Here is a 13,489-nt window from a genome sequence, read left to right as displayed (position 1 = left end):
CCAGGCTCGGTGCTAGATTCGCCGCCATCCCCCCGTTTACACGCCCTAACAAGGCGTCTTTCTCTGGAGATGGCATGAAAGCCCCGATACTGGTGATCAACTGCGGCTCCTCCTCGATCAAGTTTGCGCTGGTCGATCAGACCCCTGGCGCACCTCGGATATCAGGCATTGCTGAGCGCCTGGGCAGCCACGATGCCTGCCTGAAGCTGGAAGAAGAGCACGGCAACCGGCGTGACATTTCGCTACCTCGAGCCACCCACGCCCTGGCGCTCAAGACCATCCTCGACCACCTGGGTGATCAACGTCCCGTCGGCATCGGGCACCGGGTGGTCCACGGCGGCGAGCGCTTCACCTGCGCCACGCTGCTGGACGACACGGTAGTCCGCACCATTCGCCAGACCGTCAGCCTGGCACCCTTGCATAACCCGGCCAACCTGGATGGCATCACCGCCACCCGACGACTGTTCGAGCACCTGCCCCAGGTGGCGGTATTCGATACCGCCTTCCACCAGACCCTGCCGGCCCACGCCTACCGCTATGCGATTCCCGAAGACCTGTATCAGCGCCATGGCATCCGGCGCTACGGCTTCCACGGCTCCAGTCACGCCTACGTCAGCGAGCGCCTGGCCGAGGTCAGCGAGCGGGGACACGGAGGTTGGCTGATCGCCCATCTCGGCAATGGCTGCTCCGCAACCGCAGTCTGGGAAGGCGAAAGCCAGGATACCAGCATGGGCATGACGCCCCTGGAGGGGCTGGTGATGGGCACACGCAGTGGCGACGTCGACCCGGGCCTGCACCTCCATCTGGCCCGCCAGCTGGGGATGTCACTGGAATCGATTGACCTGCTGCTCAACCAGAAGAGCGGCCTTCTCGGCGTATCTGGGCTGACCAATGACATGCGCGAGCTGGAGCAGGCCGCAGGCGCAGGACACCCTGGCGCGACCCTGGCCATCGAAGTGTTCTGCTATCGCCTGGCCAAGTCCCTGGCCGGTCTCGCCTGCGCGCTTCCTCGGGTTGATGGCATCGCCTTCACTGGCGGCATAGGAGAAAACTCGTCGCTGATTCGGGCCCGCACGCTGGGCCACCTAAAGGCGCTGGGCGTGCATCTTGATAGCGCAGCCAACAGCGCTCTTGCGCGCGGCAGCGAAGGTGCCATCCATGACGCCAGCGAGTCCGGTTCGCCGGAAATCCGCGTCATTCCCACCGATGAAGAAGGCTATATCGCCAGCCAGACCCGAGCACTGATCACCCGTCTGGCACTGGCCGACAGGTCCGAGGAAGCCGTATGAGCCTGCAACCCCGTACCCTGCTGTTGATCCCGGTGGATGAGGGGGTCGCCCTGACCTCTGCGGCGCTGGGAATGCTGCGCGCGCTGGATACCCTGGGCCTGGAGGCAGGCTTCCTGCAGCCATTCAGCCAGGCAGAGGGCATCGATGACGATAGCAACAGCGCCGAAAGGGCTCGCTCGCTGGTCGCCAGCACCCTGGGCATCGGCTCGCCTCGTCCAGTGCCCCGGGAAGACGTGGAGCACTACCTGGGCAGAAATGACAGCGACGGTCTGCTTGAGCTTGCCGTCGAACGCCACTCACGGGTCGCCAAACCGGCGACCGGCAAGCGGCCGGCCTTTATCGTCGTGGAAGGCATTCGCCCCCTGCGCAAGAACGCCTACGCCCTGGATCTCAATGTACGTCTTGCCAGCGCCCTGGACGCCCAGGTGATTCTGGTCGCCGATGGCCAGACGAGCGACCTTAAGGAGCTGGCCAAGAGCCTGGCCTTCCATCGCCAGAGCATCGACGCGGTAGGTTCCAGGCGCACCCTCGGCACCATTCTGATGCGCCTGCCCGGTGACGGCGATGACTCGGCCAGCGATCAGACCCTGGCCTCCGTCAGTGATCGTGAAGCCAGCGTCCACCGCCAGCACTGGCAGGACCAACTGGCAACGGCATCCGAGCAGAGCCTGCCGGTAGTGGCCGCGGTACCCTATCGCGCCGCGCTGACCGCGCCGCGGACCCTGGATGTGGCCCGCGCCCTCGGCGCCAGGATCCTGCATCACGGTGATGCTGATAGACGTCGCGTCGCCCATACCACCCTGGGTGCCCGCAGCGCCGAGCATCTGCTGTATGCATTGCGCCCGGGCGAGCTCATCGTGTCGCCTGGTGATCGCGACGACACCCTGCTGGCTGCTGCCCTCGCCACCATGAACGGGGTGCCCCTGGCGGGCCTCCTGCTCACCCACGGCGAAACCCCCAGCAAGCAGCTGATCGACGTCTGCCAGCCAGCGCTATCCTCCGGCCTGCCTGTCCTGTCCGTCGATACCGACAGCTTCACCACGGTGGCCAAACTGACCGACATCCCTGGTGGGATTCCGGTGGATGACCAGGAGCGGGCGGAGGCCATCAGCGCCTTTGTGGCGGATCACCTCGATCGAGAATGGCTGCTGACATTGATGGACGACGAGACCCAGCGCCGACTGTCTCCCGCGGCCTTTCGCCATCAATTGGTCAGCATGGCCCAGCAAAAACGCCAGCGCATCGTGTTGCCCGAGGGGGAGGAGCCACGCACCCTGGAAGCAGCCATCTTGTGCCAACGCCGCGGCATCGCCAACTGCGTCTTGCTGGGTAAGCGCCAGGCCATTGTGGAAGTGGCAAAGGCCCGCGGCCTTGAATTGCCCGATGATCTGCAGATTCTCGACCCCGACAGCGAACGTTGCCGCTTCATCGCCCCCATGGTGGAACGGCGCAAGGGCAAGCTGACCCCCTTGACCGCCGAGGCCCAGCTTCACGACAGCGTGGTTCTGGGCACCATGATGTTGGCGGAAGGAGAGGTCGACGGGTTGGTATCAGGGGCGATACACACCACCGCCAACACCGTTCGACCGGCCTTTCAGCTGATCAAGACCGCCCCCGGATATGCTCAAGTGTCGTCGGTTTTCTTTATGCTGCTGCCCGATCAGGTGGTGGTCTACGGCGACTGCGCGGTCAATCCTGACCCGGACGCCGACGCGCTGGCCGAGATTGCCTTGCAGAGTGCGGCCAGCGCCGAGGCCTTCGGCATCGAGCCCAGGGTCGCCATGATCAGCTATTCCACCGGCGAGTCAGGCACCGGTGCTGACGTTGACAAGGTCCGAGAAGCCACCCGCATCGCCCGCCAGAAAGCCCCGCACCTGCCCATCGATGGTCCTCTGCAATATGACGCTGCGGCGATCGCCAGCGTGGCCCGGCAAAAGGCACCGGATTCGCCGGTGGCAGGGCGCGCTACGGTGTTTGTCTTCCCTGACCTCAATACCGGCAACACCACCTACAAGGCGGTCCAGCGCAGTGCCCGGGTGGTCAGCATCGGCCCCATGCTGCAGGGCCTCAACAAGCCGGTAAACGATCTGTCACGGGGCGCCCTGGTCGAAGACATCGTCTACACCATTGCGCTGACGGCGATACAGGCTGGGCAATAGCGGCCCGCCGACGTTTCCCGTCACGCCAATGCCGCCACTGGCGTCCTGATCGCCGCATCTCGGCGCTGATACAACCTAGCCCCGGCGTTGCCGGGGCTAGGTTGTCTGCCACGCCTGCCTCCACGGTCACCACTCGGCGATACCGGTGTACAGGCACACCAGCACCAGGCCAAGCAGGAACAGCGTCTCGGCAATCATCAGAATGACCGGTTTCCACCCCACCACGGCCAGCTTCTGGAACGACGTCTTGATCCCCAGCGCGGCGATCGCCGTCACCAGGCACCAGCGCGACAGGTCCGTCATACCCTCCACCATCACCGGGGGTATCACGCCGAGACTATTGATCAGTACCAGCACCACAAACGCAATCAGAAAGCTCGGGAACATGGGGACCTTGGCGCCATCCGCACCGCCTTCGGCCATCCGGGCACGCCGAAACAGCAGCATGAAGACCATCACCGCCGGCACCAGCATAGCGACCCGCAGCAGCTTGACGAAGGTCGAGATATCGCCCGTTTCGTCCGAGATCATATAGCCAGCACCGACGACCTGGGCCACATCATGTATCGTGCCGCCCAGAAAAATACCCGCCTGGGTGTCGCTCAGATCCAGCGCTCCCACCAGCAGCGGATACAGCACCATGGCCGCCGTGGATAGCGTGGTCACGCCAACCACCGTCAGGATGGTATTGCGCTCGGCCACCTCGTTACGAGGCATCGCCGCCGACAGCGCCAGCGCTGCCGATGCACCGCAGATGGCGACCGATCCCCCGGTCAGTAGGCCCAGGTCATTGCGCAGGCCAAGCAGCCGCGCCAGCACCCCACCCGCGACGATGGTCAGGATGACCCCGGCCACTACCGTTACCACCGGACCGATGCCAAGCTCGGCCACCTGTTCCAGCGTGATCCGCACGCCCAGCAAGGCCACGCCCAGGCGCAGGATGGTGCGAGCCGCGAACTCGACGCCCAGGAGACAGGGGCCCTGCTCGCTGAGAAAGTGCAGCGTCATGCCGAACAGCAGCGCGTACAGCAGGGTTGGACCACCATAGTGATCAGCGATGAAGGTCGTCGCGAGGGCGATGGTGATACAGATCAGTACGCCGGGCATACGCGCCCTGGCGGGCTCCAGATGCCGCCTCCACCCACTGTCTGGGGCGTCGCTAGGGGCGTGGGTCGTTGGCTGGGACATGACGTGTCCTCTGTTGTCGTTGATATCGCCACGTCGTGGCAGCGTCTTATGGTGTGAGCAATACGGGGACCGCTGCGGCCGGCACTGCATGCAGCACATGCTGTCCCAGGCGCTGCGGTGGAGTTAGGACCAGCGCCGGGCCTTGCATGAGTCCAGCTAGGCGCCCTGGCGGCGCGCCGTACTCAGGCGACCTGTGTCCTTGCCTGGCGGTCGGCCTTGATCATGTCCGCCGCGCGTTCGGCGATCATGATGGTCGGTGCATTGGTGTTCCCCGACACGATGATGGGCATGATCGAAGCGTCGACGACCCTGATCCCCTGGAGCCCATGCACCTTCAAGCGATCATCCACCACCGCCAGTGAGTCGTTGCCCATCTTGCAGGTGCCCGCCGGGTGGTAGATGGTCTGGCTATAGCGGCGAGCGGCGTCCAGCAACTGCTCATCGCTTTGATAGGCACGTCCGGGCACGTACTCGTCAGTAATCACATCGGCGAGGGGAGCCTGCTCGGCGATACGCCGGGCGACCTTGATGGCGTCTACTGCCACTCGGCAGTCCTCGTCGGTGCTGAGGTAGTTGGGCTGAATGGAGGGATAGACCGCCGGGTCCGGACTGGTGATACGGATGCGTCCGCGACTCGTCGGCCTGAGCTGACACACCGATGAGGTGAAGGCCGAGAACGGATGCACCCCCTCCGCCGGCTTGTCGGCGGACAGCGGCTGCATATGAAACTGGATGTCAGGGCGGTCCAGCCCTTCCCGCGACTGGGTGAAAATGCACACCTGACTGGCGGCCAGGGTCAGCGGCCCGGTGCGGGTCAGCGCATACTGGGTGCCCACCGCCAGCTTCTTGAGTGGATGGCGCACCTCATCATTGAGCGTTCGGCAACGCGTCTTGAACACCAGGCGTATCTGCAGATGGTCCTGCAGGTTCTCCCCCACACCAGGCAACTCGTGAAGGCAGTCGACGCCGACATCGGCCAAGTGCTGTGGGTCACCGATACCCGAGCACTGCAGGATCTGCGGCGAGCCTATGGCACCCGACGACAGCAGCACCTCAAGAGTGGCGCTGGCCCGACGAAGCACATTGCCCTGGCGGTACTCGACGCCGACCACCCGCTTTCCTTCCAACAGCAGGCGCTGGCAATGGGCCCGTTTGACCAGGGTTAGGTTGGAGCGCTTCAACGCGGGGCGCAGGAATGCCTTGGCCGTGGAGCAGCGAAAGCCCTTGTACGATGTCTGCTGGAAGTAGCCGACTCCTTCCTGGGTCTCGCCATTGACGTCTTGATTCTCGGGGATACCCGCCGCCTTGGCGGCCTCGATAAAGCGCTCGGCGATCTCGCGACGCAGTCGCAGGTCTGACACCTTGAGCGGCCCATCGGTGCCATGAAAGGCATTGGCCCCGCGCTCCTGGCACTCGGACTTCTTGAAATAGGGCAGCACCGAGGCGTAATCCCACCCCTGGTTGCCCATGGCCGCCCAGTCGTCATAGTCCTGACGCTGCCCTCTTATATAGAGAAGACCGTTCAACGAGCTCGATCCCCCCAGGACCTTGCCCCTGGGCCACTGCAGCCGCCGACCATCGATGCCGTCATCCGGGTCCGTCAGGTAGCACCAGTCGGTCGCCGGGTTATGCATGGTCTTGAAGTAGCCTACCGGCACGTGAATCCAAGGGTTCCAGTCCGATCCCCCTGCCTCCAGCAGCAGTACGGAAACCTCCGGGTCTTCGCTGAGACGGTTCGCCAGTACGCAGCCGGCTGAACCGGCTCCCACGACGATGTAGTCGAAGACGTCTGACGATGGTGTTGTCGTTGTCATGGCTCTCACTCAAACGAGACGTTTTGTCTCAAAACATCGTAGACCCATTTCTAAAAATATCAACATCGAGACAAATAGAATCAATTTTATTGCCAACACCCAAAAGGCGATCTATGGTGTGGTCAAGGCCGAAAAACGGCCCGGAGGCATTGCGCCGCCATGGCCTGCCTCCTTCTGCATCCCGACACCAACCACAACATTGGGAGCAACACATGAGTTCACGCCTTTTCCCCTCACGTCTGTCTCGCCGTGACTTCCTCAACATCTCCGGTCGCTTCGGCATGACGTCTACCCTATTGGCCGCCAGCGGCCTCGGCGCGGGCCTGACCGCATCGAGTCTTGCCCGCGCTGCGGAGTCCGAGCAGCAGCGCCGCTACGCCAGCGAGCCAAAGTTCCAGCTACGCTTCGGCGCCTCCGGTTTCAATGAGCGCAACCTGGATATTCAGAAATCCGGTCAGCTGTTCTTTGCCCGGGACCTCGAGGAGCGCACCGACGGCGCCATTCGCGTCGAATTCATGGGGTCCAACGAGGTCTGCAACCAGCTCGACTGTGTCAGCAAGGCACAACAGGGCATCGTCGACATCTTCTCGGCATCGACCCAGAATTCCGCTGGCGGCGCGCCCTACCTGAACGTGCTGGACTTCGCCTACATGTTCCCGAGCGTCGCCTCGATGTTCCATTTCTTCTACGACCACCGCAGCGAGGCCCTGCTGCGCGAACCGATGCGCCAGCGCCACAACCTGCAGTTCCTGTTCACCCACTGCGACCTGCGCGGACTGATGATGGGCCAGAGCTGGGCGGACCGTCCGCTGGTCGACAGCCTGGAAGTGCTGCAAGGCACCAAGAACCGGGTGACAGGCACTCAGCTCGGTCGTATCGCCATGGAACAGCTTGGTCTCAATCCGGTTCCGGTGGCCTGGGAAGAGACCCTGGACGGACTGCGGCAGGGGCTGCTGGATGGCGCGGAAACCTGGATGAGTGCGGTGGCCTACGCGGGCATGGCGCCGGTGGTCTCCCAAGCGGTCGACCTGCGCTTCTTTGCGGGCACCGAGCATACCGCCATGAATCTGTCCAAGTTCGAAAGCCTCGGCGCAGAACTTCAGCAGCAAGTGATGGAATCTGCCTATACCGCGCAGATCTTTACCCAGGGCATGAACGAGGCCGGTCGCTACCAGATTGTCGGCGCCAGTGAACACCCTGCCGCGGGCACCGTCTTTGCAGAAAACAATGTGAGAGTCGCGCCGCTATCCGATGAGATTCGCGCCCAGGCCGAGCAGCTATGTGCGCCAGAGTTCAACCCGGGCCCCTGGGAGCAATGGCGTGAGCGCTTGAATGGCTGGGCGGGCGACATCGATATCTACCAGGAGATTCACACCATTGCTCGCGAAATCCCCCGCGATATGGCGGCTGTCAATGTAGCGCCGAAGCGCTGGTGGAGGGCGTAATGACCGATCACAAGGCCACCGCGGCTGAGGCGACGTCGTCTGACGTCGCCAACCGCTCGACTCCCGCCTGGCTGCTGCCTCTGAAGTGGATCGATGCCAACCTGGAGAAGGTCATCATTCTGGTGTCCTACAGCGGAATGGCAGGCATCATCTTCGTCGAGGTCATCCGCCGCTTCTTCTTCAGCCTGCAAGCCCCCTGGAGTACCAGTATTCCGGTGCTGCTGTTCCTGTGGCTGACCTGGTTCGGCGCGTCGCTCAACGTCAAGCAGCGTACCCACCTCTCGCTCAACGAGATTCGCATGCGCCTGCCCTACTCAGGCCAGTTCGCCTGTCAGGTCCTCGATGCGGTGCTGTGGATCGCCTTCGGCGCCCTGGTCATCCATTTCACCCTCATCCAGGTGCAATTGGCGCACATGAACTTCGCCATCGTGCCCGGCACCGACAATGTCATGCAGTGGTGGTTCTACCTGGCCACGCCGCTGGCCTGGGTGCTGATCATCTACCGCGTCCTCCAGAATCTGGCGACCGACGTCGCACGTTTCCGTCGAGGCGAACCTTTCAACCTGCAACCGTCCATCATGGACTAGGAGAAGCGTGATGACAGACGGCATGCTTATTGGCCTGGTCACGGCGGGCTGTACCACGATCTTTCTGCTGGGGGTCCCGATCTTTCTGGTGATCGGGCTATGGGTGGTCGGCACCAGCCTGATCATCGACTTCACCCTCGCCAACGTTGGCGTCACCCTGTTTCAGGGGCTCAGCTTCTTCGGGCTGTTGGCGCTTCCCTTGTTTATCCTTACCGGCGACCTGATCAATGCCGCGGGCATTGCCAAGCGGCTGTCCGACTTTGCCTACTCGGTACTGGGTTGGCTGCGCGGCGGCATGGGCATGGCGACCCTGGGCGCCTGCGGCCTGTTTGCGGCAATCTCGGGATCCAACGCCGGCACAACGGCCACGATTGGCTCCATCATGCAGCCTGAGATGGTCAAGAACGGCTATGACGAGCGCTTTTCGGCGGCCACCGCGGCCTCCGGCGGCACCGTAGGTATCATCATCCCCCCCTCGATCATCTTTATCGTCTACGGCTTCATGATGAACCTGTCGATCAGCGATCTGTTCATCGCCGGGATGATTCCCGGAGCGATGATGGTGCTGGGCATGATGGTGGCCTGCCACCTGGTCGCACGGCGCCACGGCTGGGGCACGCTGATTCCCTTCAAGGGCGGAGACAGCGCTCGCTTCGCACGCCGCGCCTACCTGGGCTTCGCGACTATCGGGGTGGTGCTGTACGGCATCTATTCGGGCAAGTTCTCGCCCACCGAGGCGGCAGCGATCACGGTCGGTTTCACCTTGATTGCCGGGCTGCTGATCACCCGCGAGATCCGCTTTACGGCACTGCCGTCGATCATGCTGCGCTCCGGCCAGATCGCCGGCATGCTGGCACCGCTGATCGCCATTTCGGTGGTCATGCAGCAGCTTCTGTCGGTGTTGGGTGCGGGGCAGGCGCTGGAGACCCTGCTCAGCGGGCTGGGCAACTACTACGTCATCCTCGGCGCATGCATGCTGATGATCCTGTTGGCGGGCATGATTCTCGAGAGTCTGCCGGTGACCATCATCCTGGCCCCGATTCTTGCGCCAATCGCCCAGAATGCGGGGGTCGATCCGATACACTTCGCGGTGATCTTCCTGGTCGGTGCCGCCATCGGTTTCGTCACGCCGCCATTCGGTCTCAACCTGTACGTCGCCAGCAGTATCACCGGCATTCCCTACCTCAGACTGGTGAAGTTCGTTATTCCCTACTTTATTGCGTTGATCAGCTGCTGGATTGCCATCTCGCTATGGCCTGCCCTGTCGCTGATGCTGGTGGGATGACATCGCTTGAACCGGTGCACGCTGACGCGGCAAGCCTCTCCGGGCTTGCCGCGTTATCATGAACGTCAGGTTTTTCATTTCGACGTCGCCAAGGATCGCCTATGCCGACCAACGACAGCTCCCGCAACACGACCAATTCCACGCTGCAACGGGGTCTGATGCTGCTCGAGAGCATCGCCACCGCCGTGCATGGCGTCAGTGCCGCCGACCTGGAACGCCAGCTGGACATCCCCAAGCCGACGCTCCACCGACTGCTCAAGCAGCTCGAGGAACAGGATCTGATCGTGCGGGACCCAGAGGGCCGTCACTTGCTGCCGGGAGATCGCCTGCATCAGATGGCCATGGGGGTCCTCGCCAACGAGAGCCTGAAGGCTCCGCGCCGGATGCTGCTCAAGCGTCTCGCCGAAGACGTCAACGAGACCTGCAACCTGACCCTGCTGGAGGGTCACGAGGTGCTCTACTACGAGCGGGTGGAGACCAACTGGCCGGTACGCATCCAGCTGCCCCCTGGCTCTCGCATCCCGCTGCATTGCACCGCCAGCGGCAAGCTGTTTCTTGCCCTGATGGGCGCCAACCAACGCCGCCAGCTGCTCAAGCACTTGCCGCTGGAGGCCTACACGCCCTACACCGCCACCGACGCCGACGAACTCGAACGCCGCCTTGAGAATATCGCCGCCAACGAGCTGAGCACCGACAACGAAGAATTTATTCAGGGCATGGTGGCTATCGCGGTGCCCATCTACGACACAGCGGGCCGTATCCAGGCGACGCTCGCCATCCACGCCCCGCGACTGCGCCACACCATTGATTCGCTGATGGAGTGGGCCCCGCTGATGCGCCGTATCGCCGGCCAGCTGCAAGAAACGTTTCAGCGCTGAGAAGCGGTCCAGCAGCGCCCCATCAAGCGTCTCATCTTGAGAGGCCCTGGGCTCGAGGACATGAAGAGCCCGACGCTGCGCGGCGTGACGTGACGTTGCACCGGGCTCTTTTAAAGGGCTCTTTTAACGAGCTCTTTCAACAGGTTGTTTCCACAGGCTCACACCGGTGGCACCACCACCACGGGAACGCTGGCACGCTTGATCACGCCCTTGGTGACCTTGCCGGCGTAGGACGCGCTGAACCCCCGTTTATTGGTGGCCATGACGATCATGTCGCAATCATGTCGGGTGGCATAACGGATGATTTCCGACGCCGGATATCCCTCCACCACGGCACGAGCGGTGATCAGGCTCATGTGGCTCGGCGCGTCGGCGGATACCTTGTCACCGCGCTGTCGGCCGCTTTGTTCGCTGTCTGCTGGGTGACTCCCCAGCCAATCCTGCTGAAGCGCCTCGATAAACTCATCGAGGCGCTGTGCCGCCTGTGCGCGTCGCTGTTCCATCAACGCATCCAGAGTGCGTCGCTCGCGAATGTTGGCCTTGAGAGTCTGCATCACATCGTCCGAGAGTGACTTGACGGCGTGCAACACGTGAACCTCTGCCTGGCAGGCGCTGGCGAGGCTGAGGCTATGGGCCAGGACCTGACGGCAGTCGTCCTTGAGCCCAAGGCAACACAGCACACGTGAGATGGTGGTAGGCATGGCAACCTCTCTATGGGGTGTCAGGCCGGGACGCTGGCGTGGCGGTTCCCGGCGAGGTTCAGAGGGCGAGTTCAGAGGGCGAGTTCAGAGGGCTAGTTCAGAGGGCGACACTCACACTGGCGCCCGCGACGCCGCCATGACCCGGCGGCACCTGCACGACGTCAATAGCCAAGAAGCCCGGGTAGCCACAGCGACAGCGCCGGGAAGTAGGCGATCAGGAACAGCGCGAATACCGATGCGGCAGCAAATGGCAGCGCCTTCAGCGAAATTTCCTCGATCGACGATCCTCCGATACCTGACGCCACGAACAGGTTCTCCCCCAGAGGCGGCGTCTGGAAGCCGATGGCCAGCGCGCACACCACTACGATGCCGACATGCACCGGATCCATCCCCAGCATGTACATGATGGGCAGCAGAACGGGCGTCAGGATCATGATGGCCGCCAGGGTTTCCATGAACATGCCGACAAACAGCAGGAAGGCGATCACCATGGCCCAGATGAGATACAGATTGTCGGTCAATCCCAGCATGCCCTCGGCAATGACGGCAGGAACCCGCTGCTCGACCAACAGTCGTCCAAAGACGGTCGCGGTGAACAGGATCAGCAGCACCCGACCAGTGATCCAGGTAGTCGTCTCCAGAGTCTTCAGCGTGGGTTTCCATTTCAGCTCGCGGTGCAGGAAGATGCCGACGATCAGGGTGTAGGCAATGGCCACCACGGCGGATTCCGTGGGGGTAAAGAGTCCACTGTAGATACCTCCCAGAATGATCAGCGGTGCCAGAATCGACCACACACCGCGCTTCAGACTGCGGCCAATGGTCTGCCAGGACCAGGTATCACTGAGCCCCGAATAGCCGCGGCGTCTGGAGATCACATAGTTGATGGTCAACAGGCAACCGGCAATGACCATGCCGGGCACGATACCGGCGATGAACAGCTTCGGAATCGACAGACTCTGGAAGGCGCCATGCTGCGCCACGGCCTCGGCCGGGGGCTGCAGCCCCATCCCCGAAATCCCGAAGATCACCATCGGAATCGACGGCGGAATGACCACTCCCAAGCCACCGGACGAGGCGGTGATGGCGGAACCATAGCCGCGGTCATAGCCACGATTGGCCATGGCAGGGATCATCAGCATGCCCACCGCAGCGGTGGTAGCAGGCCCCGATCCGGAGATGGCACCGAAAAACATGCAGGCAAATACCGTGGCGGCGGCAAGCCCCCCCGTCACCGGACCCGCGAAGGCTTCCGCGATATCGACCAGGCGTCGGGATATGCCGGCGGCCTCCATCAATGCCCCCGCCAGTATGAAGGCTGGCAATGCCATCAACGGAAATGAGCCTACCGAGGTAAAGGCGATCTGGACGAAGGCCATGGGGTTTTCCCCCAGCCACAGGTACGTCGCCAGGGCGGCGACACCCAGCGACACCGTAATCGGAGCCCCCAGCAGAAGCAGCAGAAAGAACACGCCAAACAGCACGTAGATCAGGCTGGTTTCCATCGCTACTTCTCCTCGGCCGAGGGTGACAGTGCGGCCATCCGTGCTTCCTCGATGGCTTCGGCCTCCGGGTCTTCCGGCTCCCGATGCTGAACAAAGCGCACATAGTTGTTCTGCACGATACGTAGCGTCATGAGCACGAATGCCAGCGGCAGGATCAGGTAGAACACCTTCATCGGCACCCCAAGGGTCTGGGATTTCCAGAAGTCGTTCATCCGATGGAACACGAAGTCGTAACTCAGCCAGATGAACACCAGATTGAAGCCGACCCAGATCAGGTCGGTCAGCACACCACAGGCAAGCCCCACCCACCTGGGCAGGAAGCGAAACTGAAACGTCACCCGGTTATGGGCAGACTTCTTGGCGGCGTACACCGCGCCCAGATAGGCAAACCAGACAAAGGCGTAGGTCGCCAGCTCATCGGCCCAGGGCAGCGAGTAGCTGAACAGATTGCGCAGCAGAATCTGCGCGAAAAGGAGAACAACAAAGGTCACCAGCAGCAACTGACACAGCCAGTTCTCGAGATTGTCCACCACCTTCCAGACACATTTCATCACGACGACCTCCGAGCAGTCGCCGCCGACCCTGCCAGTGGAGTCAGCGGCCATGGTGCCCGACACCGGGCACCAGGAGGGTTCAAGGAC

The 13,489-nt window shown here is 62.7% G+C and carries 11 protein-coding genes; 6 read left to right on the top strand and 5 right to left on the bottom strand.

Going from position 1 to position 13,489, the window contains the following annotated elements; all coding sequences use genetic code 11:
- Positions 1–74: 74 nt before the first annotated feature.
- Both KUV72_RS03015 and pta read left to right on the top strand, forming a co-directional pair.
- A complete protein-coding gene (locus KUV72_RS03015) occupies positions 75–1,289 on the top strand; it encodes an acetate/propionate family kinase (RefSeq protein WP_222237388.1) in 1,215 nt (404 codons plus the stop codon).
- Positions 1,286–3,448, top strand: coding sequence for a phosphate acetyltransferase (pta, locus tag KUV72_RS03010; RefSeq protein ID WP_222237387.1), 2,163 nt, complete (start codon positions 1,286–1,288; stop codon positions 3,446–3,448). Before KUV72_RS03015 ends, pta begins: the two co-directional genes overlap by 4 nt.
- Positions 3,449–3,574: 126 nt before the next feature.
- Here pta and KUV72_RS03005 read toward each other — a convergent pair whose 3' ends face one another.
- Positions 3,575–4,636 (bottom strand): YeiH family protein, encoded by a 1,062-nt coding sequence (locus tag KUV72_RS03005; RefSeq protein WP_261317297.1) that lies wholly within the window; start codon positions 4,634–4,636, stop codon positions 3,575–3,577.
- A 182-nt stretch (positions 4,637–4,818) separates the two neighbouring features.
- Positions 4,819–6,450, bottom strand: coding sequence for a GMC family oxidoreductase (locus KUV72_RS03000; protein WP_222237386.1), 1,632 nt, complete (start codon positions 6,448–6,450; stop codon positions 4,819–4,821).
- Between the two features lie 212 nt (positions 6,451–6,662).
- Between KUV72_RS03000 and KUV72_RS02995 the strand changes: the two genes are divergently transcribed.
- The 4 genes from KUV72_RS02995 to KUV72_RS02980 all read left to right on the top strand — a co-directional run bounded on the left by KUV72_RS02995 (position 6,663) and on the right by KUV72_RS02980 (position 10,645).
- A complete protein-coding gene (locus KUV72_RS02995; protein ID WP_222237385.1) occupies positions 6,663–7,895 on the top strand; it encodes a TRAP transporter substrate-binding protein in 1,233 nt (410 codons plus the stop codon).
- Positions 7,895–8,482 carry a TRAP transporter small permease gene (locus KUV72_RS02990; protein WP_222237384.1) on the top strand — a complete coding sequence of 196 codons (588 nt, stop codon included), beginning with the start codon at positions 7,895–7,897 and terminating at the stop codon, positions 8,480–8,482. Before KUV72_RS02995 ends, KUV72_RS02990 begins: the two co-directional genes overlap by 1 nt.
- Before the next feature lie 10 nt (positions 8,483–8,492).
- Positions 8,493–9,767 (top strand): TRAP transporter large permease, encoded by a 1,275-nt coding sequence (locus KUV72_RS02985; RefSeq protein ID WP_222237383.1) that lies wholly within the window; start codon positions 8,493–8,495, stop codon positions 9,765–9,767.
- A gap of 101 nt (positions 9,768–9,868) precedes the next feature.
- Positions 9,869–10,645 (top strand): IclR family transcriptional regulator, encoded by a 777-nt coding sequence (locus tag KUV72_RS02980; protein ID WP_206942781.1) that lies wholly within the window; start codon positions 9,869–9,871, stop codon positions 10,643–10,645.
- 158 nt (positions 10,646–10,803) lie between these two features.
- Here the strand turns inward: KUV72_RS02980 and KUV72_RS02975 are convergent, their stop codons facing one another.
- The 3 genes from KUV72_RS02975 to KUV72_RS02965 all read right to left on the bottom strand — a co-directional run bounded on the left by KUV72_RS02975 (position 10,804) and on the right by KUV72_RS02965 (position 13,453).
- Positions 10,804–11,346, bottom strand: a complete 543-nt coding sequence (locus tag KUV72_RS02975; protein ID WP_222161996.1) for a universal stress protein — start codon at positions 11,344–11,346, stop codon at positions 10,804–10,806.
- A gap of 161 nt (positions 11,347–11,507) precedes the next feature.
- The gene (locus KUV72_RS02970; RefSeq protein ID WP_222237382.1) at positions 11,508–12,848 is read right to left on the bottom strand and encodes a TRAP transporter large permease; all 1,341 of its coding nucleotides are present in this window, start codon (positions 12,846–12,848) and stop codon (positions 11,508–11,510) included.
- Between the two features lie 2 nt (positions 12,849–12,850).
- Entirely contained in the window at positions 12,851–13,453 is a 603-nt protein-coding gene (locus tag KUV72_RS02965) for a TRAP transporter small permease (protein ID WP_224908234.1), read from the bottom strand.
- Positions 13,454–13,489 lie beyond the last annotated feature (36 nt).

It is taken from the genome of Halomonas sp. DP4Y7-1, from assembly GCF_019800705.1.
GTDB lineage: Bacteria > Pseudomonadota > Gammaproteobacteria > Pseudomonadales > Halomonadaceae > Halomonas > Halomonas litopenaei_A.
This window is presented reverse-complemented; position numbering and strand designations above follow the sequence as displayed.

Coding starts and splice junctions, on each gene's coding strand:
- KUV72_RS03015 (WP_222237388.1), top strand. CDS start 75: ATGAAAGCCCCGATACTGGTGATCAACTGCGGCTCCTCCTCGATCAAG.
- pta (WP_222237387.1), top strand. CDS start 1,286: ATGAGCCTGCAACCCCGTACCCTGCTGTTGATCCCGGTGGATGAGGGG.
- KUV72_RS03005 (WP_261317297.1), bottom strand. CDS start 4,636: ATGTCCCAGCCAACGACCCACGCCCCTAGCGACGCCCCAGACAGTGGG.
- KUV72_RS03000 (WP_222237386.1), bottom strand. CDS start 6,450: ATGACAACGACAACACCATCGTCAGACGTCTTCGACTACATCGTCGTG.
- KUV72_RS02995 (WP_222237385.1), top strand. CDS start 6,663: ATGAGTTCACGCCTTTTCCCCTCACGTCTGTCTCGCCGTGACTTCCTC.
- KUV72_RS02990 (WP_222237384.1), top strand. CDS start 7,895: ATGACCGATCACAAGGCCACCGCGGCTGAGGCGACGTCGTCTGACGTC.
- KUV72_RS02985 (WP_222237383.1), top strand. CDS start 8,493: ATGACAGACGGCATGCTTATTGGCCTGGTCACGGCGGGCTGTACCACG.
- KUV72_RS02980 (WP_206942781.1), top strand. CDS start 9,869: ATGCCGACCAACGACAGCTCCCGCAACACGACCAATTCCACGCTGCAA.
- KUV72_RS02975 (WP_222161996.1), bottom strand. CDS start 11,346: ATGCCTACCACCATCTCACGTGTGCTGTGTTGCCTTGGGCTCAAGGAC.
- KUV72_RS02970 (WP_222237382.1), bottom strand. CDS start 12,848: ATGGAAACCAGCCTGATCTACGTGCTGTTTGGCGTGTTCTTTCTGCTG.
- KUV72_RS02965 (WP_224908234.1), bottom strand. CDS start 13,453: ATGGCCGCTGACTCCACTGGCAGGGTCGGCGGCGACTGCTCGGAGGTC.